This is a genomic window from Peribacillus deserti (assembly GCF_016909175.1).
Lineage (GTDB): Bacteria > Bacillota > Bacilli > Bacillales > DSM-1321 > Paraperibacillus > Paraperibacillus deserti.
The window spans coordinates 1-20894 of the sequence record NZ_JAFBFI010000032.1; the positions used below are offsets into that span (position 1 = coordinate 1).

Below are 20894 nucleotides of genomic sequence, written 5' to 3' on the forward strand. Positions count from 1 at the left end.
AGCCGTAAGATCAGTATGGACAGGAAACCCATTTTCATATTCTGTGGTGCAGCAGTGCTGCATGATTGGCTAACGGGTGCGTTAGTTAAAGAAGGTTCATGCTGCTTCAGCAGCATTTTTTTATGTATACCATTCAAGTATCAACAGTATCGGTCAGCAAATACATATTCCATATAACCGTGTACATAATAAGGGAAGAGAATGGGTGTGACTACAATGCCTATTCTTATTCTTTTTAGCTCCCTCTTCCTATTGTCAGGATGTGACGGAAATCTGTATGAGCAACTAAGACAGAATGATTTTTTAGAAAATAGATGTTTATCGGCTGAATTTGAACAATTGCAAAAGTTAGGGATCAAAGGATATAGCAAGGATAGTTTCAATAACGTGATTTTCTATGTTGAAAACCCAAATGATAAAACAAAGAAAAAAGTGTCAATAGACTTTTCACTGGAGGATGCTGATCAATTAAACGTCAAGCCAAATGCATTGCCATTTCCCGTTTCGCTAACGATTCCCAAATGAGAAATAAATAGCTATTTCTTGAATTGGACGCTAAAATACATAAACTTATATTCGGGGAGTGAGAATAAATGAGTGAGAATATCGAAGATATTAATTACAAAGAAGTAATTGAATATTCACTAGAACCGCTAATAGTTCATTCACAACTGAAAATAATTTATATAAACGAAGCAGCAGAAAAATTTTTTAGAGCATCTAAGGAAGAGGTAATTGAGCGGAGTCCTTTAGATATTTTTAAAGATACGTCTAAACCTGCAATTACAAAAAGAATATCGGGGGCTTACAGTAAACCAGCAGAGGTTATTGAAGAGACGATATATAGAATGGATGGCACTTCAGTTGATGTTGAGTTATATTGCCATCCTATTAAAATAGGGGATACAAGAGCTATCCAAACTTATGTAAGGGATCTCACAGAGAAAAAACATCTGGAGAATATACGAAGAGAAATGGTAAAAAAAATAAATGAGCTTGCTTTAACCATTGTGCCCCTGCTAGGAGGTATTGCAGTCCTTCCTTTGTCAGGTACGATAGATCAGGACAGGGCAAGTCTACTTTTAGAACTGGTACCAGTGAATGTGCAAAAGCAAAATGTTAGCAAATTAATTATTGATTGTTCTGGAATATATGAGATGGACTCTTTAGTTATTGATTCTCTTTTTAAAATTAACAATGTACTAAAATTACTTGGGGTACAGAGCTTTATAACTGGCTTAAGACCTCAATTAGCTGCTGACGCAGTTAAGCTTGGAATAAGTTTAGAAGACATAATTACTTTTTCGAGTGTTAAGGATGCCTTGCACTTTTCAGGTGTAGACTATACCATTACAGACCAAAGATAGATTACATAAAATACTTTGTGTTATTTACTTTAAATAGAAGGGTGCGTTGATCCAGGCAGGATTAACGCACTTTTTTTATGTTTGGCTATGGGTTATAAAAGCATAGGATTCCCAGGAGGTTTGTTTAACTAATGGGTGCGTTAGTTCAACAAGTCTTAAGAGAAAAATAGTATAATTTAATTTATCTATCTTCGTATAGTATTTGGTTGGTATATTTTGTACCATAAATAAAGTGGAGACAAATTTGGTGCTTCATAAAACTTTAAATTTTGGAGTTTTTTTATGCATATGTTGAAAAAGATCATACTCGTGATTGGGATGTTCGTTTTATTAACCGCCTGTGTAGATAAAGAGGAAATATCAAAAAGGGGTAAAGAAGAAGCAATTAGTTACATGAAAAAGAACAGTAATATTGATTTTGTTCCACAGTCTGTGGAGTTTTCTGATGCCCTCGGTAATAGTGGTCTTTGGGTCGAAGGGTACAACAAGAAGAATAAATCTCAAATTTTTCGAGTGTCAGTCTTATATGCCGAAGATGATAATGGACAAATGGACTATAAAGTAGTAGGTTATGGAACCAATGAATAATAAACACAACAAATAGTATTATGAATTACCAATTGTATTTTATCCAACAAAGAAGTAATGAAGGAGCCTATAAAAGGCTCTAATTTTCTTAATAAACGTCTTAAAAGTAAATTATCCTACTCTTATACAAATCGAGTTGATAAATCCCCACTAAAAACAGGAATATTATCCGAAAAACCGAATTCTACTCCAAGAGGGGGAATTTAAAATGTCTAGTGAATCATTCAAAGTAAGTTACTTTTCGTGCGGGAACACTGTAGGTGAATACAATATTCAAAACTGGAATGCCTATTCCAACGCTTTAAAAGTCAGCAACAGTGTGACTATTAAAGGTTTTGAGTATGAAATTAAGGATATTAACTTATTTCACAATGACACTTATTTAGGATCAATAACTGAGCTGCATATAGAAGTTGAAGCATTGAGGCTGTGATATGTTTTCAAATTTAGTTAATTTTTCATTGGCTAAAAAGCAAACCGGCTATAACCTGGTTAAGCTAACGGGTACGTTAGTTAAAAAGGTGTTGTTTCCTGTTTATTAAACCGTTCGCATTGTAATTTTTACTGGTTTCCGTATTTCCTCTTTGAGGTAATATCTATCCAATAGTCAATGTATTCAAGTGATAAAAATGGTTATTGGAGAGGTGACTAATAGTGGAGAAAGTAAATATTATCAGTGAAGTGTGTAGTAATTTAATGGATGGGAAGAAAGAAAAAGGAGAAACTCTTCTCAATGAACAATATCCTTTTTATGGACTAGAATATGCTAAACGATCCTATTCAAAATTACAGATGGTTAAAATATTCATTCGGGACGGGTTTATCGACCGCTACAGCGGTCAAAAACTTATTTTCCCTCCTGTTTTAAGAGTTTTATCGAAGACTTACCCTCATCAATTTCCTTACCATCCAAATTGGAAGATGAGCGAATGCCATCCAGCTTATTGGGATCTTTCACCTACGTTAGACCATATTGTACCTATAGTAAAAGGTGGAAAAAATAATATTGAAAATTTGGTATCCACTTCTATGTTAAGAAACAGTACCAAATCTAATTTTACTTTGGAAGAACTGGGTTGGAAATTGTATGAACCAGGAAATTTTTCCGAGTGGGATGGGCTGATACACTGGTTTATGGAGTATGTTGAAAATCATCAGGAGCTGCTAACGATATCGAATATCAAACAATGGTATATGACAGTTCAAAAGGTCAATGGGATAAATAAAGATAATCTCTAATTGATACATATTTCTTTTCTCTTCTTCGACTAAGGGGTGAGTTAGTTAAAATCGTGATAAAAAATAAACCCTGCCTAAGCAGGGCCCGTCCTATGGTTTTAATCGCTGACTAACCCACCAATCTATATGATCTAAATTAAAGACAATCATATTGTTGAAAGGTCTAAGATGAGGTATATCTTTATTTAGAATAAGATCGTGGACTTGCTTTTCATTAAGCGGATAGCCTACTGAAGCAAGATAAACGATTAAATTTTGAACCCCATAGATCTTTCTCAATCCTATCACCTCCCGCCAAGTTCTCTTTGGGATAAAGAAAGCTCAGCAGGAGGTATTAAGAAGAAGAAGGAAGATAGGTATATATACCCTTTCCTATTAAATGTAATCTCACAGCTACTTAGGGAACTAATGATAACGACTAGTTTAACTCCCATGAAAATAATTCTTAGATAAAGTCAAAAAGGCAATACTAAAGAAGACAGCTCATTCTTTTTTAAAAAAAAAAGAGTGCCTGGTTGCTTGTCTTTGAATATAAGTTTGATGGATTAGGAGGCTTCTGATTCAGATATAGTAACACTGTATCCTAAGTTTTCAAGTCTTCGAACGGAATGCCGGACAATGGAAACCTGTCTTTGCTTATCAAAGTAGTCTTCACCGAGATCTACGTATATCTCTTTTCTGGATAGGAGGTAGTAAGCAATTCTTAAAATGGCATGGGCCACAGCTATAGCTGCCCGCATTTTCCCTTTTTTCGCAGCTGTTCGCCTATACAAAGCACCCAGGTAGTTCTTCGAACCACGAATAGAATGAGCTGACTCTACAAGTGCAGCTTTTAAATACTTATTTCCTTTTTTTACTCTGGAAGTCTTCCGTTTCCCAGCACTTTCGTTATGCCCCGGCACTAACCCCGCCCAAGAACAGAGATGATTAGCTGAAGGGAATTGAGAGGTAACATCTGGTCCTATTTCTGCTAATATTTGTTCAGCTGTACGAGTAGCTACTCCTGGAATGGAATCCCTTTCAATATCTTCATGACAAGAACTTACTCTTAGAGATACCTCTTTATCTAGTAATTCTATTTGTTCATTTAGAAAATCAATATGTGTAATGATAGTTTTAATCATTAGACGTGATAATGGTTTATACAACCTCGTAGAGCTAATTCTAATTCTTCCTTTTTCTTTTTCATGCTTCTTCTTGCAAAGCTAGCCAGTTTTTCCGGATCTTCTTCACCTTAAGCGATAGCGAGAAGCATATCGCGACCTGATACGTTCATGACATCGGAGATGACAGAAGATAACTTAATGTTAGCTCCTTCTAATACCTTTTGAATACGATTGTGCTGTCTGGCACGTTCTTCAATGATACTTCGCCGGTAGCGAACTAACTCTCTAAGCTCTCTGATTTCGATTTGGTATAAAGCTAGCTTTAAGCAAACCGTGACGAAGTGGCTGGCAATCCATTCTGCGTCTTTTACATCCGTCTTTCTTCCAGGGACAGCTTTCGTATGTTGAGCATTTACGACTAAAAATTCGATACTCTCTGCTTCAAGCAGGTTTACAATTGGTTTCCAAAAGACACCAGTACTTTCCATTGCGACATGAGTGCAGCCGTGTTCCTTGATCCAATCCAATAACTGTAGGAGAAATACAGTGTGAGTTGAAAATGTTTGAATCTCCTTCCCATCTGGTGTGATAATGCATGCAGTAATGCTCTTTTTGTGAACATCGAGACCACAAGCTCTTTCAACGACAACGTCCATTGAAAAAATTCCTTTCTGCGGCTTATGTATAGGAGGCTAGTGCAACAACCAGAGTAGGGTTAATCTCCCATGCGTGCTTCCCGTAAGGGAGCGACAATCAGTGGTGCACTGTGGTCGTTGGAGTCAGACTAACGGGTGGGCTCAGAGGCACCATAGTATATCGACCTTCCTCTCCTAGCCGTAAGATCAGTATGGACAGGAAACCCATTTTCATATTCTGTGGTGCAGCAGTGCTGCATGATTGGCTAACGGGTGCGTTAGTTGAACAACGCTGGGTTGCTGAGGAAGTTCTTTTGTTGTTCCACAAACGGGCAGGTTGGTGGAAGAAAACGGGAAGTAAGGTCAAAGTGTTATAAATAAGTGGGAAAAACAATGTTTTGGTCTCAATAGAATAAATAATTTGATTCCGATAAAACTAACATAAAAACACAAGGTGGTTTTTATGGAACCGATTAAAAGCCTCAAGAATATAAAATCTAAAAAATTAGCACCAGACCAAAAATTAACTGCGGCAGAACTGGGAAAACTTTGGGCAACTTATGTGGGAAATACTATGTCTAAATGTATTTTAACTTCCTTTCTCAATCATGTAGACGATGAGGAAATAAAACAGTTGTTAAACAACGGGAAAAATTTAGCCCAGGATTTTATTGAGAAAATAGAAGGCATAATGAAGAAAGATCACGTTGCCATTCCTAAAGGGTTTACGGATGAGGATGTTAATCTTCAATCTCCAAGATTGTATAAGGACGAATTTTATGTCCACTATTTAAAATATGCGGCTAAAGCGGGACTTAGTTTATATGCGGTCGCAATACCCTTGGTTTTGAGAGAAGATGTCCGGAATTTTTTTGCATACTGCAACAAGGCAACAATTGAGTTACTTTCTCAAATCAATGATATGCTAATGAGTAAAGACTTAATTATTAAAATCCCAGAGATTCCTATTCCTAAGGAAGTTGATTTTGTACATAAACAAAATTTTTTTAGCGGGTTTTTAGGAGAAAAACGACCGTTGCATGCCTTGGAGATCATACACTTATATGATAACATCGAAAACAATGTTACCAGCAAAGCTCTGATTACTGGCTTCAGCCAGGTGGCTAATAGAGAAAAGGTACGAGATTTTTTCATTAGGGGAAAGGAAATAACAGATAAAGCAATAAGACAGTTTAAAGAAAAGCTTGAGGATGACAACTTGCCTTCTCCGTCTTATTTGGACCATTTGGTTACATCATCAAGTATTGCTCCTTTTTCCGATAGACTCATGACTTTTCATAAAGTTGATATGTTCTCAATGAAAATCCGCTCTTTCTCCAATTCAATCGCTGTTAATGGAAGAAGGGATATAGCATTGGTATACTCCAAAGCAATTGCTAATGTTTTACTTTTTGTTGATGATGGTGGTAATTTGTTGATTGAGAATGGATGGATGGAACAGCCTCCAACTAACCTGAGTAGATAAGTTACATAAAAGGGTGCGTTAATCCAGGAAGGATTACCGCCCTTTTTTGCTGAACATCTTATTATGCTAACGGGTGCATAAGTTCAAGTACATATGGCTGCTGCCGCAGCTTTTTTGTGTTGTTCTACTTACAGGATAGGTTAGTTGCGGAAGGAATGGTCCCTCCTTTTTATCACACATCATTAAACCTTCATAAGGCTACAACAGGTTAGGTGAAAGAGTTAATGACAATGCTATGGACAGGCAAGGAACTTGTGTTTAATGGGTCGGTTCTTTTTTATTTTTTTTCTGTATAGGACAAACTTGTATCTGGGAAGGCTTATTATGAGGAGGCGGTATATAAATGGTTACTTTTGAAGCTTTTTTATCTCTGATGCTAAGCTTTGGGATGTTTGTAATCGCTATTCTGGACTTTAAAAATAATAATAAGAATTCCTGAACACGCTTAGCGTGTTTTTTTTAATAACTCCAACCCTGTTCAGGCGTATTTGCTTCTTCTTTCTTGTTGAACTAAAGGGTGCGTTAGTTCAACAAGGAAATGGCTGCTTCGGCAGTCTTTTTATTTGGCTCTGTTAAAGTTTAATGTTGATATTTATAGAAAAAATAGAACTTCCATAAAATTAAAGTTCTGTTTGGTTTTATTGTCTTATTGAACTAACGCCCCCGTTAGTATAAGTACATTTTTTCACAATCTTGCTAATGAAAGTAGAACAAAGGAGACTCCATTAAAAAAAGTTTCATCAACAATCACAATCTTTCTATTAACTTCAAGTTTATTTAAATAAATCTCTTTAAATATTCGCCAAATATTTTGTTCATAACTTTGGGGGTGTTTTCTAAATAAATATTAATTTGTTCAATGTTCGATTCGAATTTATCAGAGTTACTTTCTTCTGTTGGAAAATCAGATATCCCTTTTATAATAATGCACTCAACATCATTCTTCTTACAGATATAAGCAATTGCACCCGCTTCTGTATCGGCTATTGTTATTTTGTTTTCTATAAGTTCTAAATAGTCCTTCCACATAACTACGGCTTTATCAGCGGTGCCAATTGTTCCAGTATAAAAATCATTTCCATATTTGGATAAATCAATATCTACTATGAAGGATTGTTTAATAAGAGGCTCGATTTCTTTTACTGTGCAATCATATTGAACGGCTTTATCGGGTACAAAAATATCTAAATTACTGAACTTATCATCTATTCCTGCACATGTTCCAGCAACGATTACTTTAGTTAAATTAAATTTAGAAATCATATACTGATTACCACCGACACCATTTATTTTTCTTACACCTGTACTATAAAAAACAAGTTCGGTATCATCAATTGTTCTTATGAAATACTCGCCATAAGGATAACCGAAACGTTCATTATCTTTTATGCTGAAATATTCCAATGACGCTTCATATTCCCACTTCGTTGCTATACTTATTCCTATCATCGATTTATCACCCTACAAAAATAATTTGTCAGTATTGAATGTCTATACACGGTCTGAATTTCATTTTTATCCTATCCTTCTTTACTCTGTTCATCAACAATTGGTTATTAATATGTAAGTATCCTTTTTTTCTAACCTGCTACGTTTGTTGAATAAGAACAGCATACTTTTAATCTAATTATATATTCGATTTAGCCGTCGTCTAATCCTTTTCCGCCAAAATTGGTCTGCATTAACCTGAAGACACTCATCACTGGGTATTTTTTTAAAACTCACGGTTTTTTTAAGCTATTTTAAGGATTAAAGGAGATAATTTCAGCTCCAATCGACTTCAATAATGCCCAGTAATAATAAGACGAGTTATTTTTATAGTCCTCCTTCTTATCTTCAACTAACGGGTGCAATAGTTTAAGATGAAATCGCTGCGGCGGTCTTTTCTTGTTGTGCTAACGTCGCAGATTAGTTTAAGTACAATCCTTCACAAACTGAATATAAATTGCAGATTGTGAAGGATTGTCCTAAAAGAATTTCCGACTCCCTTTGTTATCAATTAAGGGAGTTTTCTTTGAAACTAAAAATTCCTTTCAAATAACATCCCCACTTGTTCTGCCATCACACGTGGTGGAACTGACATTCCATTCTTAAACCACCATTCAACTAAGCCTACAAAGGCTGAACTAAAAAATTGAACAAAAACCTCTTCATTTAATCCACGATTTTTCCCTTCCGTGGTGTCCACATCGCCCTTTACCTCTTCGATGATAAAATCAAGGAACCGGCTGCGAAAGGTAGGGGATCCTTTACTCGCGATCATCGTTGAAAAGAATAAATAGTTCTTCTCAAAGAATTCGAACCAAATCTGGTATCCTTCTATATAATCTAATTCCATATCCGATTCTATCTCGCATGTTTTCCGAAGCTCATTAATATGTTCTTCAATTAGTTTATCAAGTAAATCATATTTATCGATGTAACGAAGATAGAACGTTTTTCGGCTGAGATCTGCCCTTTCGGTAATATCCTGAATCGTAATGTCATCAAAACTTTTCTCAGACATCAATTCAATAACAGCCTTTTTTATCGCTTCTTGAGATTTAAGTATTCTTCTATCCACCTTAGACAATATTAGAGTCACCAAACTTTCTTTGAAATTACACAATTTTAATTCGTTTGTGTACTAATACACAAATCGTGGTTAATTGACCATAGGAAACCTTCAGTTTCTTTTCTATAATTATACACAGATGTCACCTAATACATCAATGAGTATTTTGTGAGAGGTAACAATTAAGCTATATCAAATTGAGGAGGACCTATAAATGGAATATGTGAAACTTGGAAAAACCGGATTGGATGTATCCCGGATTTGTCTTGGCTGTATGAGCTTTGGAATTGGAGAACGGGGCGATTTTCCGTGGGCATTGGATGAGGAAAAAGCTCGTCCGATGATTAAAAGAGCTCTTGAATTAGGGATCAATTTTTTTGATACAGCGAATAGCTACTCAGACGGAACGAGTGAAGAAATTACTGGTCGGATTCTAAAGGACTATGCAAATCGTGATGAAATTGTCCTTGCTACAAAAGTTTATTTTCGCGTCCGTAAAGGACCAAATGGTGCGGGACTTTCCCGAAAGGCAATTATGAGTGAAATTGATAAAAGTCTTAAACGCCTTGGAACAGACTATGTAGACCTTTATCAAATTCATCGCTGGGATTACGACACTCCGATCGAAGAGACAATGGAAGCATTACACGATGTTGTAAAAGCTGGAAAAGCAAGATACATTGGTGCATCTTCCATGTATGCTTGGCAGTTAATGAAGGCAAACGCTATAGCTGGAAAAAATGGATGGACTAAATTTATAACCATGCAGAATCATCTTAATCTCCTATACCGTGAAGAAGAAAGGGAGATGCTGCCCCTCTGTAAGGAAGAAAAAATCAGTGTGATTCCGTGGAGTCCACTGGCAGCTGGAAGATTGGCACGACCTTGGGGCAAAGATGACGACCGTTCCAAAGTGGATGAGATCAGTAAAATTATTTATTCCGGAACAGCTGGTGCAGATCGAAAAGTGGTTGGTCGGTTAGCCGAAATTGCTGAAAAGCGCGGTGTATCGATGTCTCAAATCGCACTTGCCTGGTTGCTACAGAAAGAACCAGTAGCAGCTCCAATTGTTGGTACTACTGAAATTTCCCATATTGAACAAGCAGTAGGTGCCCTAGAGATAAAATTAACACCGGAAGAAATTGCGTTCTTAGAGGAACCGTATGTTCCGCATCTTGTACTTGGTATGTTTCAAAATTAATGAATGAATACTAATCCCAAAGATGACCAAAAGCTTTGAGTGCATGTAATGAACAGATTTATGATACTAATGGCATTACAAATAGTTAAACAGAAGTTAGTAAAACATATAGGAGGAATTTAAATGCAAACTATAACTTTATCTAATGGAATTAAGATGCCAATTTTAGGTTTCGGAGTATATCAAATTGCTGACCTTGAAGAGTGTGAACGAGTTGTGAGTGAAGCTATTGAAGTGGGATATCGTTCTATCGACACTGCTCAAGCTTATGGGAATGAAGAAGCTGTTGGTAATGCAGTTCGTAAAAGTGGCGTACCTCGTGAAGTATTCTTCATTACAACAAAAGTTTGGATTTCCAATGCCGGTTATGAAAAAGCTAAAGCATCAATTGACGAGTCTTTACGTTTGCTACAAACAGACTACATTGATTTAATGTTGATTCATCAACCATTTAATGATTACTATGGTACTTATCGTGCTATGGAAGAGTATTACAAAGCGGGAAAAATCAAAGCAATTGGTGTAAGTAATTTTTATCCTGATCGTTTCATTGATATCGCTCAGTTTAGTGAAATCACTCCAATGGTTAACCAAATAGAAACCCATGTGTTCAACCAACAAAAGCAAGCCCAAAAGATAATAGATAAATATGGTACTCAAATTGAATCTTGGGGACCTTTTGCAGAAGGAAGAAATGATTTCTTTACGAATGAAATCCTTAAAGAGATTGGTGAGCAATATGGTAAATCAGTTGCTCAAGTTGCTCTTCGTTATCTCATTCAACGCAATGTGGTAGTCATTCCTAAAACTGTATCGAAAGAGCGTATGATTCAAAATTTCGATGTCTTTAATTTTGCACTAACAAATGAAGATATGGATAAAATTGCGAAACTAGATCAAGAACAAAGTCTATTCTTCTCGCATTACGATCCAGAAACAGTAGAATTTTTAACAGGACTAGGCAAATAAACTAAAAATTATGAAAGAGGTAATAATAAAATGGCAAACTCAAAAGTTGTTGTAATTACTGGGGCTTCAAGTGGTATTGGTGAAGCTACTGCAAAAATCTTAGCTAAAGACGGTGCTAAACTAGTATTAGGTGCTCGTCGTGAGAGTCGTTTGCAAGACCTAGTAAAAGAAGTGAAAGAACTAGGTGGCGAAGCAGTGTATGCTGTTACTGATGTGACTAAAGTAGGAGAAGTTGAAGCACTAGCAAAACTTGCTGTCGATACATTTGGACGTATTGATGTTTGGATGAATAATGCAGGTATCATGCCGCAGTCATTGCTAAAGCAAAAGAAAATTGAAGATTGGGACAGTATGATTGATATCAATATTAAAGGAACTTTATATGGCATTGGTGCAACACTTCCTTATATGGAAAAACAAAAAGCTGGACACATCATTAATATTTCATCCATAGCAGGTCATATTGCACATGCGGGAGGTTCTGTATATTCAGCAACTAAATGGGCAGTTCGTGCAATCAGTGAATCGTTGCGTGAAGATGGCTCAAGATCTATCAAATGTTCGTGTTACCATTGTTTCGCCTGGTGCAATTAATACGGAATTACTAGAATCTGTAACAGATAACGACTTCAAAAATAACTTTGAAGATTTTTATGAAAATTTTGGAATCCCTGCAGAGCGTGTCGCTTTAACAATCAAGCAAGCTATTGATTTACCAGATGATGCGGCATGGAATGAAGTTATCATTCGACCAACAAAACAAGTAATGTAAATCAGCATAATAACTGAAAAATCAATCAAAAAGGGGGCAAGTTTTGCTTCCTTTTTGTTTAATGAAAACTAGAATATGATTCAAAAGAAAAAGGAAATTTGGGGCAGTTTTGTTAATGATGAAAGGAGTTTTTAAATTGACCAATGTTTTAATTCTTGGAGCTAACGGGTCCCTTGCCCGTGTAGCTATTGATATATTCCTTAAAGAAACCGATCTACAGTTGACACTTTATTTGCGTAACTCACGCAATTTAATACACATTGATTCAAATCGTGTACAAGTAATCGAAGGCGATGTTTTGGATATTGAAAAATTAAAAGAAGCGATGGTTGGACAAGATGTGGTTTATGCCAATTTAGCTGGTTCATTAGAAAGTATGGCAATAAGCGTTGTAGAAGCAATGAACGCTAGTGGCATCAAACGTCTCATATGGATCAGTTCAATGGGAATTTATGATGAAGTCCCAGGAGAGAGTTATGGTAGTATATTAGATCCATATCGTAAATCTGCTGCGGTCATTGAAGCCTCAGACCTTGACTATACAATTCTAAGACCCGGATGGTTTACCAATAAAGATGAAATTGACTATGAAACAACTCAGAAAGGCGAACCATTTAAAGGGCATGATGTATCACGAAAGAGTATTGCCGATTTGATTGTTAAATTGGCTAAAACACCAGGATTGGAAATTCGTCGCAGCTTAGGCGTGGGTAAACTCTAATAGTAAATGCGATAGAATTAGGCAAACAATCGAGACGAATAGGTTACCGGTCGGATTCTTATTTGATGCATAATAAGGATGCCTCAACTTTCTCGATAACTTCATTCGTTACGAAAATAAAACCTATATGTCAAGAAAAGATTATCAGCATTACAGCAATTGATACCAAACACTATATACTAAATCGAAACTGGTATAAGACGATTTTTAATGGAAGGAACAATTTCCGACGCACTTTGAGTATAGTGGTCAATCTGCTTTTTCTAGTATCTATGACTGTTGTGATGATTAGTTCAGTGCCGATTTCCCGTGATATATTTCCCTTTATTCCAATGAATAATGATATGATTCTACGCCAGATACATGTTCTGACTTCATATTGGGGATTTATCTTCATGGCTGTGCATATAGGAATCTCTTGGGGAACAATTATCAATGCTGTACGAAAGATGACAGGAATTACAAGTACCAGCCGTATACGCACTATCGCATTACGTGTCATAGCGGTGTTGATTGTTGTCAATGGTGTACAGACTTCCTTAGAGAACGATATGATTTCAAGGTTAACCATATATAATCCATTCGGTTGGAACTATGATGAATCCGCGTTGGGATTTTTAATTGATTATCTATCTGTCATGGGAATTTATATCAGTGGGACTCATTATGCGCTGAAATTTCTTCAGAAGAAGGAAAAAACTAAAGGTTACAAAGAACAGCTCAGAAAACCTAGTGCAGGTTTTAAAGCGGAGGATATCAAGTGAATTATGGCTAATAAATAAGAAAGGAAGATAAATAATGCAAAAGCGTAAGTTAGGAAAAAGTGGGCTTGAAGTTTCTGCTATTGGACTCGGTTGTATGGGAATGGATCATGCTTATGGAAAGTCAGCTGATCGTGATGAAATGATCAGATTAATTCGGAGAGCTATTGAACTTGGCTGCAATTTTTTTGATACTGCCGTTGTTTATGGCGAAGCCAATGAAGAATTATTAGGAAAAGCGCTAGCACCAGTCAGAGATCAGGTGGTGATTGCGACTAAATTTGGAATCACCGGAACTGAAATTGTTTACGATCGTCCTCAACATATTTTAAATAGTACACCAATCGATTAGAGAACAGATAGAGGGTTCCTTAAAAAGATTGAAAATCGATTGCATTGATTTATATTATCAACATCGTATTGATCCGAATGTAGAACCAGAAGCTGTTGCAGAAACGATGAAAGAATTAATGGCTGAAGGAAAAATTAAAGCATGGGGATTATCGAATGCACCCATTGATTATATGAAACGTGCACATGCTGTATGTCCGATTGCAGCCATTGAAAATCAATACTCCATGATGTGGCGTGAACCGGAAAAGGAATTATTTGATTTATGTGAAGAAATGGGAATTTCATTTGTTGCTTACAGTCCCCTTGGAAATGGTTTCCTTAGCGGAAAATATTCAAATGAAACCAAATATGAAGAAGGCGACTATAGAGGTTTCATGGGAAGATTCAAGCCTGAAGTAATTGACCATAACCAAGCTTTGTTAGAATTAATTGCTAAAGTTGCTGAAAGTAAGAATGCAACATCTGCGCAAGTTGTATTAGCATGGGAATTAGCTCAAAAACCATTTATTATTCCAATTCCAGGTACAACAAAGTTACACAGATTAGAAGAAAACTTAGGTGGAGCTGATCTAAAATTAACAAAAGAAGAATTAGATAGCATAAATGAAGCCTTATCAAAAATTGATATTGATGAAACACACTTCTAATCAAAATCAGCTAAATTATAAAAAATACACCATAGGGAATTTGCCGTCCATGGTGTATTTCTTTATCTCATGAGAAACAGAATGGTTAGAGCCTGTTAATAATCAATGGTACAATAAATGAAAATCCCGATTTCCCAAAGTGGAGTTTCGCTTTTTTTCTTTAACTTTGTGAAGGTTTGTACTTAAACTAAACTAAAGGGTGCGTTAGTTCAACAACATTTGGTTACATAGATAGAAATAGTTAAAAATTGTGCAAACAAAAAACCTCTAATTAAGTAGAGGTTTTTTTGAATTTATGTTCTATTTCATTGTCAATAGCTGTGAGTGTTGATTCTATAGCCTCAAATGTGTCAACAACAAGTGTCTGGGCATTTATTACTTCAAATAAATTATTTTTGTAATAAACAAACAATAACGGCTGTTGGTTGTTGTCATTAAAAGTTAATGAAATTTCACAGTTGGAATACTGCTTTAAGGTATTTAACATTGTTCTCAAATGGTCTACGGACATAACGTCACCTCCTTCCTTCCATATAGGAGGAGGTGACTAAGAATAGTCTTTAGTTCCTAATATATATTTATTGTGTGCATAACAAGTATAACATACATCCTGATTTTATTATATAGAAGGTTTGTTGGAATATACCAATATACCATAACGGGTGCGTTAGTTCAACAACATATGGTTACATAGATAGAAATAGTTAAAAATTGTGCAAATAAAAAACCTCTAATTAATTAGAGGTTTTTTTGAATTTATGTTCTATTTCATTGTCAATGGCTGTGAGTGTAGATTCTATAGTTTCAAATGTGTCAACAACAAGTGTCTGGGCATTTATTACTTCAAATAAATTATTTTTGTAACAAACAAACAAAAACGGCTTGTAGTTGTTGTCATTAAAATTTAATGAAATTTCACAGTGGTGCTTTAAGGAATTTAACATTGTTCTCAAATGGTCTAAGGACATAACGTCTTAGCCTCCCTTCCACATAGGGGGAGGTGACTAAGAAGAGTCTTTAGTTCCCAATATATATTTATTGTGTGCATAACAAGTATAACATACATCCTGATTTTATTATATAGAAGGTTTGTCGGAATATGGTACATTGGTATACAAAGATGTGGAAATATTCTAACGGAGTGAAGAGTCTTATTTCACTAACGGGTGCGTTAGTTGAGGAAGAACGACTGCTACGGCAGTCTATTTTTTTGTTTAAAGAAGCAGGGTTAGAGGAAAATCATTTTCACTCTATAATTAAAAAAGATAGAAGTTGCTCTACAGAGCTGCAAGAAGAACTTTGAAAAGGGGTAATTCAAATGATACTGGAAGCTGTTGTGCTACAAGTTAAGAAAGGTATGGAAGCGGAATATGAAAAAGCATTTCGTGGAGCATCAAAAATTATTTCTTCAATGAATGGCTACATATCTCACGAATTACAGCGTTGTATGGAAGTGGAAGGGAAATATTTACTACTGGTGCAGTGGGAAACATTAGAAGACCATACAGTAGGATTTAGACAGTCCACTGAGTATCAAGAATGGAAAAAGCGATTACATCATTTTTATGACCCTTTTCCAACAGTTGAACATTTTGAGAAGGTTTACACTTTAGAATCCTGAACTACCTCGTTACCAAAGGAAAAAGACCGATTTTTTTCGGTCTTTTTTGTCCTCCTTGCTCATGTAGTGTGGAGCCTAAGCAAAAATCGTATTTAACAGATATAGTTTCTCGTGGATACAAAAGGTACATAATCGTCTATTTAAAGGCCACGGGGACAAGAGTCATCTATCAATGAATGCTTCGTTAGATCCAATTTGTCTGTCTGAGTATGATTATTTAAAATTGTTCTATTCAAAGGAATGCACATGTAATTATAATTTGAAGAACTTTTTTAGGAGGTGAGCTTGTGGCACAGGGTGAAAGAAATCAAGGCACTAATCTAAGTTCTGCAGCTCTAGATCTTATTAATGAAAATCTTGGTCGAGAGTTACTTATTGTCGTCAGTGCGGACCAATTAAATATTTTTGGGCAGACATTCCGTCCAATCTTTGTAGGTAAACTCATTCAGGCTGATGAGGGGCTTATCACTCTTTGGCCAGTGCAGATTAAGATGTCCAATGCACCAAATTTCGAGTTCCCCACACCTTTAATGTTTCCCGTTGAACAATAACTGCTATTACCAGATTTGACAGAGATACTAAATTCCCTATTTCTTAGGAGGTGTTGTTATTGGCAACTAGGAGATCTAGCAGTTCAGATACAGGTGGGTAAGCAATATGATTAATCCGAATGTCAGAGCCCATCTTGCCTTTTATAGAATTTCTCCAAAACAATATCGGAAGACGTGCTCTCTTTCTAACAGCAGAGTTTCCATTTATAAGTATTGGTGAAATTTTAGAAATAATTGAAGATGTACGTGTCGCCGTGGATACTGCCGAGCAACCGATTTTTGAAAACAGGAATTGGATTATTCATATTGATGCCATACTCGTTTTATATATCGAAACAGAAGGTTTTCCAAAATCCCCGAGTTAAATGATTGAATCAGCGAGGTGAATAACCATGAAACGCAGCTATCACATTGTGGCGATTCCGATACGAATCGTCTATAACAATTTTGGTGACCACGACCCTAATGGACGCATGTACGTGTTAAAGGAGAACGAAAAAACAGTTAAAAAATTAGTAAAAGAAAATCCGTTTACTCCTGTAGAACTAGTTCAACCATTAGTTATTCGGGCGAATGCCGGAGATGTTATAGAAATACTATTTGAAAATAAACTTGAGCGGGCAGCTGGCATGCATTTTCAGCAGTTGACTTACGATGTCAGAACGTCAGATGGAGCGAATGCCGGGCGGAATCCTGATACGCTAGTGGAACCGGGATGTACTATAATTTATCATCTAAGAGCAGATACAGAAGGAATTGCTTATTTTTCTGATTTAGGAAATCCGTTGAGCGGTGAGGAAGGCACCAACATTCACGGTTTATTTGGAGCCGTTTTTGTAGAACGTAGGGGCTCTACTTGGACAGATCCAGTTACCGGCGGCCCTCTCAATAGTGGTGTTTTTGCGGATATTCACCATCCTTTTGCCCCATCCTTCAGGGAATATGGCTGGTTTTTCAATGACGAACCAGAACAAAAGGATTTAACGGGAAATGACCCACTTGATCCAATGACCGGTCTTCCTGGAGAATCTGTTCATGCGGTAAATTACCGAGCAGAGCCTTTGGGAAATCGAGTCAGGCTGGTTGAGGCAGGAGTGGTAGGCCCCGGGTGTGATGGCGAAGAAGTCCATCACGATTCCTGGGTCTTCGGGGATCCTGCAACCCCTATTTTGAGAGGCTATGTCGGGGATCCCGCAACCATAAGGCTTATTCATGGCGGAGTTAAGGAAACCCACGTATTTCATTATCATGTCCACCAATGGCTGCAGGAGCCGACAGATGTAGATTCGGAAATTATCGATGCACAGGCAATAAGCCCTCAGAATTTCTATAATATCTCACCTTTATACGGTCTTGGCAGCCTGCAGGGGGCAATAGGTGATGTTATTATCCATTGCCATCTCTATCCTCACTTCATGGATGGCATGTGGGGGATTAACCGCATATTTGATACACTCCAAGATGGCTCCCAGTGTTATCCGAACGGGGTACCAATCAAGCCCTTGCAGCCTCTTCCAGACAGGCCGGCACCTCCTAAACCTACAAAAGAAAAACCGGGATTTCCGAACTTTATTCCGGGAAAAGTGGGCTGTAAGGCACCCAGACCTCCTCTTAGTATTGTAGGAGGACGAGGACTAACTGAACTTGAAAAGAATGCAGCAGTGCCAAATGCACGCCCTGGTGCAGTATTTACTGATTCCTGCCTGGGAAATCCGGTGGTTAAAGAATTTAATATTTCAGTTATTGAATTACCTCTCCAATACAATAAACAAGGATGGCATGACCCTAAGGCGAGAATTTATGTTAAAGATGAAGATGTAGACGATGTTTTATCAGGAAAGAAGGAGCCAGAGCCGCTAGTTCTTCATACCAATGCCGCCCGTTGCAATAGGGTTAATTTAACTAATCGGCTTCCGCAGGTCTTAGACGGTGATGCCTTTCAACTGGCAACCAGAACATACGAGGTTGGACCACATGTTCACTTTGTTAAATTTGACCCACTTGTTGCAGACGGGGCCAATGTTGGCTGGAATTACGATAGTAGTGTTCTACCCGGAGAAACAATGAGAGTGGAATGGTTTTCAGATGTTGAATTAAAGGCAACTTTTTTTCATGATCATTTATTTGCCAATTCCCATCAGCAGCATGGATTGTTTGCCGGCATCGTTATTCATTCTAGATTTTCACAATTCTTTGATTCGGAATCAGGTAGGGAAACCGACAGGGGTACCCAGATTACAGTGGATCATCCCATTATACCGAGCTACAGAGATTACACATTATTTATCCATGATTTCGCACTGCTATTTGACAAAGATGGTTGCCCCATTGAGCGTCCTGAATTTCCGGGTTCTCTTGATGACCCAGGTGTATTCGGAGTTAATTATAAATGTGAACCACTGCAGTTTAGACTAGGAAAAGATTGTGATCCCGCCTATTCCTTCAGTTCATTTATTCATGGTGATCCTGGCACCCCAATCTTAAGGGCCTACGCTGGAGACCCGATACGTATCAGGCTCTTGGATGGTGCCCATGAAGAGTCACACAGTTTCAATCTCCATGGGCTGAGATGGAGGCAGGAAAGAAAAGACCTCGATTCACGTTTTGTCTCACAGCAGCATATCGGTATTTCACAATCCTTTACAGCCGAAACATTTGTGCCAAGGAGCGGAGATTATCTGTACGCCTATGAAGATGTAGAAGATGTCTTTAATGGTTGTTGGGGAATTTTAAGGGCATATGACCAATTGGTTGATGATTTAATACCATTAAGTGATAGGCAGCTGCCTCCAAAGAGAACCAGACCGCTTCCGAAAAAAGGAGATTCCCTACCCAAACGGGTTGTTAAATTAGATCCTGAGACTAAGATTATGAACCTTAGAAAATATGATATTGTAGCGATACAAACACCTATTGTATATAACCAATTTGGTGATCATGACCCTCAGGGCATTATATTTGCCCTTTCAAAACATAAGGATGACATATTATCTGGAAAAATAAATCCAGAGCCGCTTGTTATCAGGGGGAATTCTGGTGACTTAATACAAATAAAACTGACGAATCTGCTGGATCCAGCGTTACTCCCGAAGCAAAATGTACACGGCTATCCGGCCGTCAAGGCCGACGCTTTTTACCCTACTTCGCCAAGGATATCGATTCACCCGCAACTGCTGGATTACGACATTAAACATTCCAGCGGTGACACAGTAGGGTACAATCCCGATCAAACAGTGGGGCCAGGTGACTCTATCACTTATTTTTGGGAGGTGCCGACTAATATTGGGGCCTGTAACTTCTGGGATATGGCGGACCTTCGCAACCATAGGCACCATGGAGCTTTTGGAGCTTTTATAGCCGAGCCAAAAGGTTCTAAGTACTTTGATCCTTATACTGCATGCAAGTTGAAATCGGGGGCTAACGCAGTCATTATTAATCCTTATCTCCCAGACTTCCGGGAATTTGTAATCATGCTCCATGATGGCATTCGTCTTCTTAATAAGCAGGATCAGCTAATTGTTGACCCGACTGAAGGAATCATTAACGGTTTAGATGAGGTTTTCGATACCTATGACCAGGGATCAAGAGGATTTAACTACCGAACTGAAAGGCTGGTAAACCGTTTTGAGAAGCATCCAATACTTAAAGATTGGGCGGATTCAAAGGTTTTTGGTGATCCCGCTACTCCAGTTTTTGAGGCGTACCCCGGCGACCCGGTGACTGTCAGGCTACTGACTCCTGGCGTGCGAAGAAGAACCAACACCTTCGTCATTCATGGCCATATCTGGAAGGCTGACTGGCAGGATATGAATGCCGAATTCCGGGGAGCAAAAGGACAAAACATTTCGGGAGAGGCGTTTGATGCACAATTGGCAGGTGGAGCCGGAGGAATCGGCCAATTCCCAGGGGATTATATGTATAGAACAGGAAACATACGCTGGAATATAGAGCTAGGCTTATGGGGACTTATAAGAGTCCATGAGAGAATAATGGAACATCTTATACCTTTAGATAATTAATAAGTTAGGGATGGCTCTGCCATCCTTAATTGATTTTACTTGAGGATATTAATTCACGATACCAGGTGCTTCACGAATTGATTGTCTACGACACTGTATTTGTGTACCGCAAGGGGTTTCGTGGCTCGCTAAGGGTCTAAATGTTGCACAAACACTATATTTGATTTGAAAATGGATTACCTTGGGAAAGGCTTTAATTTCATTCTTCAACTCCCATGAAAATTAATTCTGAGATACAGTCAAAAAGGCAATACTAAAGAAGACAGCTCATTCTGTATTTTTAAAAGAGTGCCTGGTTGCTTG

Annotated in this window: 23 protein-coding genes and 1 pseudogene; 18 read left to right on the forward strand and 6 right to left on the reverse strand. The window is 37.5% G+C overall.

Features of this window, described 5'->3' with window-relative positions; all coding sequences use genetic code 11:
* The first annotated feature begins 201 nt into the window (after positions 1 to 201).
* From JOC77_RS19930 to JOC77_RS19950, 5 genes are all read left to right on the forward strand, one after another.
* The gene (locus JOC77_RS19930; RefSeq protein ID WP_204547874.1) at positions 202 to 525 is read left to right on the forward strand and encodes a hypothetical protein; all 324 of its coding nucleotides are present in this window, start codon (positions 202 to 204) and stop codon (positions 523 to 525) included.
* 68 nt (positions 526 to 593) lie between these two features.
* On the forward strand, positions 594 to 1367 hold the full coding sequence (locus JOC77_RS19935) for a PAS domain S-box protein (protein WP_204547877.1): 774 nt from the start codon (positions 594 to 596) through the stop codon (positions 1365 to 1367).
* Between the two features lie 282 nt (positions 1368 to 1649).
* Positions 1650 to 1955 carry a hypothetical protein gene (locus tag JOC77_RS19940; protein WP_204547880.1) on the forward strand — a complete coding sequence of 102 codons (306 nt, stop codon included), beginning with the start codon at positions 1650 to 1652 and terminating at the stop codon, positions 1953 to 1955.
* Positions 1956 to 2163: 208 nt separating this feature from the next.
* Positions 2164 to 2388 carry a hypothetical protein gene (locus tag JOC77_RS19945; RefSeq protein WP_204547883.1) on the forward strand — a complete coding sequence of 75 codons (225 nt, stop codon included), beginning with the start codon at positions 2164 to 2166 and terminating at the stop codon, positions 2386 to 2388.
* Between the two features lie 221 nt (positions 2389 to 2609).
* Positions 2610 to 3194, forward strand: a complete 585-nt coding sequence (locus tag JOC77_RS19950; RefSeq protein ID WP_204547886.1) for an HNH endonuclease — start codon at positions 2610 to 2612, stop codon at positions 3192 to 3194.
* A gap of 90 nt (positions 3195 to 3284) precedes the next feature.
* On the opposite strand, the gene JOC77_RS19955 is transcribed toward JOC77_RS19950, so the two are convergent.
* The 3 genes from JOC77_RS19955 to JOC77_RS21435 form a co-directional block, all read right to left on the reverse strand.
* The gene (locus tag JOC77_RS19955; protein WP_204547889.1) at positions 3285 to 3473 is read right to left on the reverse strand and encodes a hypothetical protein; all 189 of its coding nucleotides are present in this window, start codon (positions 3471 to 3473) and stop codon (positions 3285 to 3287) included.
* A 266-nt stretch (positions 3474 to 3739) separates the two neighbouring features.
* Positions 3740 to 4342, reverse strand: coding sequence for a transposase (locus JOC77_RS21430; protein WP_239558939.1), 603 nt, complete (start codon positions 4340 to 4342; stop codon positions 3740 to 3742).
* 86 nt (positions 4343 to 4428) lie between these two features.
* Complete coding sequence (locus tag JOC77_RS21435) at positions 4429 to 4956, reverse strand: IS110 family transposase (protein ID WP_239558940.1); 528 nt, start codon at positions 4954 to 4956, stop codon at positions 4429 to 4431.
* A 442-nt stretch (positions 4957 to 5398) separates the two neighbouring features.
* On the opposite strand from JOC77_RS21435, the gene JOC77_RS19965 reads away from it, so the two are divergent.
* Both JOC77_RS19965 and JOC77_RS21915 read left to right on the forward strand, forming a co-directional pair.
* A complete protein-coding gene (locus tag JOC77_RS19965; RefSeq protein WP_204547892.1) occupies positions 5399 to 6421 on the forward strand; it encodes a DUF3231 family protein in 1023 nt (340 codons plus the stop codon).
* Positions 6422 to 6764: 343 nt separating this feature from the next.
* The gene (locus JOC77_RS21915; protein WP_377337305.1) at positions 6765 to 6860 is read left to right on the forward strand and encodes a putative holin-like toxin; all 96 of its coding nucleotides are present in this window, start codon (positions 6765 to 6767) and stop codon (positions 6858 to 6860) included.
* A 338-nt stretch (positions 6861 to 7198) separates the two neighbouring features.
* Here JOC77_RS21915 and JOC77_RS19970 read toward each other — a convergent pair whose 3' ends face one another.
* A complete protein-coding gene (locus JOC77_RS19970; RefSeq protein ID WP_204547895.1) occupies positions 7199 to 7870 on the reverse strand; it encodes a 5'-methylthioadenosine/S-adenosylhomocysteine nucleosidase family protein in 672 nt (223 codons plus the stop codon).
* Positions 7871 to 8441: 571 nt separating this feature from the next.
* The gene (locus tag JOC77_RS19975; RefSeq protein ID WP_204547898.1) at positions 8442 to 8993 is read right to left on the reverse strand and encodes a TetR/AcrR family transcriptional regulator; all 552 of its coding nucleotides are present in this window, start codon (positions 8991 to 8993) and stop codon (positions 8442 to 8444) included.
* Positions 8994 to 9189: 196 nt separating this feature from the next.
* Between JOC77_RS19975 and JOC77_RS19980 the strand changes: the two genes are divergently transcribed.
* The 7 genes and pseudogenes from JOC77_RS19980 to JOC77_RS20005 all read left to right on the forward strand — a co-directional run bounded on the left by JOC77_RS19980 (position 9190) and on the right by JOC77_RS20005 (position 14400).
* Positions 9190 to 10176, forward strand: coding sequence for an aldo/keto reductase (locus JOC77_RS19980; RefSeq protein ID WP_204547913.1), 987 nt, complete (start codon positions 9190 to 9192; stop codon positions 10174 to 10176).
* A 123-nt stretch (positions 10177 to 10299) separates the two neighbouring features.
* Entirely contained in the window at positions 10300 to 11145 is an 846-nt protein-coding gene (locus tag JOC77_RS19985; protein WP_204547916.1) for an aldo/keto reductase, read from the forward strand.
* A 30-nt stretch (positions 11146 to 11175) separates the two neighbouring features.
* A pseudogene (locus JOC77_RS19990) lies at positions 11176 to 11917 on the forward strand (SDR family oxidoreductase).
* A 136-nt stretch (positions 11918 to 12053) separates the two neighbouring features.
* Entirely contained in the window at positions 12054 to 12638 is a 585-nt protein-coding gene (locus JOC77_RS19995) for an SDR family oxidoreductase (RefSeq protein ID WP_204547919.1), read from the forward strand.
* Between the two features lie 65 nt (positions 12639 to 12703).
* Positions 12704 to 13402, forward strand: coding sequence for a DUF4405 domain-containing protein (locus JOC77_RS21665; RefSeq protein ID WP_204547922.1), 699 nt, complete (start codon positions 12704 to 12706; stop codon positions 13400 to 13402).
* Between the two features lie 34 nt (positions 13403 to 13436).
* A complete protein-coding gene (locus tag JOC77_RS21670) occupies positions 13437 to 13751 on the forward strand; it encodes an aldo/keto reductase (RefSeq protein WP_275585094.1) in 315 nt (104 codons plus the stop codon).
* A 28-nt stretch (positions 13752 to 13779) separates the two neighbouring features.
* On the forward strand, positions 13780 to 14400 hold the full coding sequence (locus tag JOC77_RS20005; protein WP_275585095.1) for an aldo/keto reductase: 621 nt from the start codon (positions 13780 to 13782) through the stop codon (positions 14398 to 14400).
* Between the two features lie 271 nt (positions 14401 to 14671).
* Here JOC77_RS20005 and JOC77_RS20010 read toward each other — a convergent pair whose 3' ends face one another.
* Positions 14672 to 14911 carry a hypothetical protein gene (locus tag JOC77_RS20010; protein WP_204547925.1) on the reverse strand — a complete coding sequence of 80 codons (240 nt, stop codon included), beginning with the start codon at positions 14909 to 14911 and terminating at the stop codon, positions 14672 to 14674.
* Positions 14912 to 15718: 807 nt separating this feature from the next.
* Between JOC77_RS20010 and JOC77_RS20015 the strand changes: the two genes are divergently transcribed.
* From JOC77_RS20015 to JOC77_RS20030, 4 genes are all read left to right on the forward strand, one after another.
* Positions 15719 to 16021 carry an antibiotic biosynthesis monooxygenase family protein gene (locus JOC77_RS20015; RefSeq protein WP_204547928.1) on the forward strand — a complete coding sequence of 101 codons (303 nt, stop codon included), beginning with the start codon at positions 15719 to 15721 and terminating at the stop codon, positions 16019 to 16021.
* Between the two features lie 287 nt (positions 16022 to 16308).
* Positions 16309 to 16572 (forward strand): hypothetical protein, encoded by a 264-nt coding sequence (locus tag JOC77_RS20020; protein ID WP_239558943.1) that lies wholly within the window; start codon positions 16309 to 16311, stop codon positions 16570 to 16572.
* A 119-nt stretch (positions 16573 to 16691) separates the two neighbouring features.
* Positions 16692 to 16937 (forward strand): hypothetical protein, encoded by a 246-nt coding sequence (locus tag JOC77_RS20025; RefSeq protein ID WP_204547931.1) that lies wholly within the window; start codon positions 16692 to 16694, stop codon positions 16935 to 16937.
* Between the two features lie 27 nt (positions 16938 to 16964).
* Positions 16965 to 20591, forward strand: a complete 3627-nt coding sequence (locus JOC77_RS20030; RefSeq protein ID WP_204547934.1) for a cupredoxin domain-containing protein — start codon at positions 16965 to 16967, stop codon at positions 20589 to 20591.
* Positions 20592 to 20894: the final 303 nt, after the last annotated feature.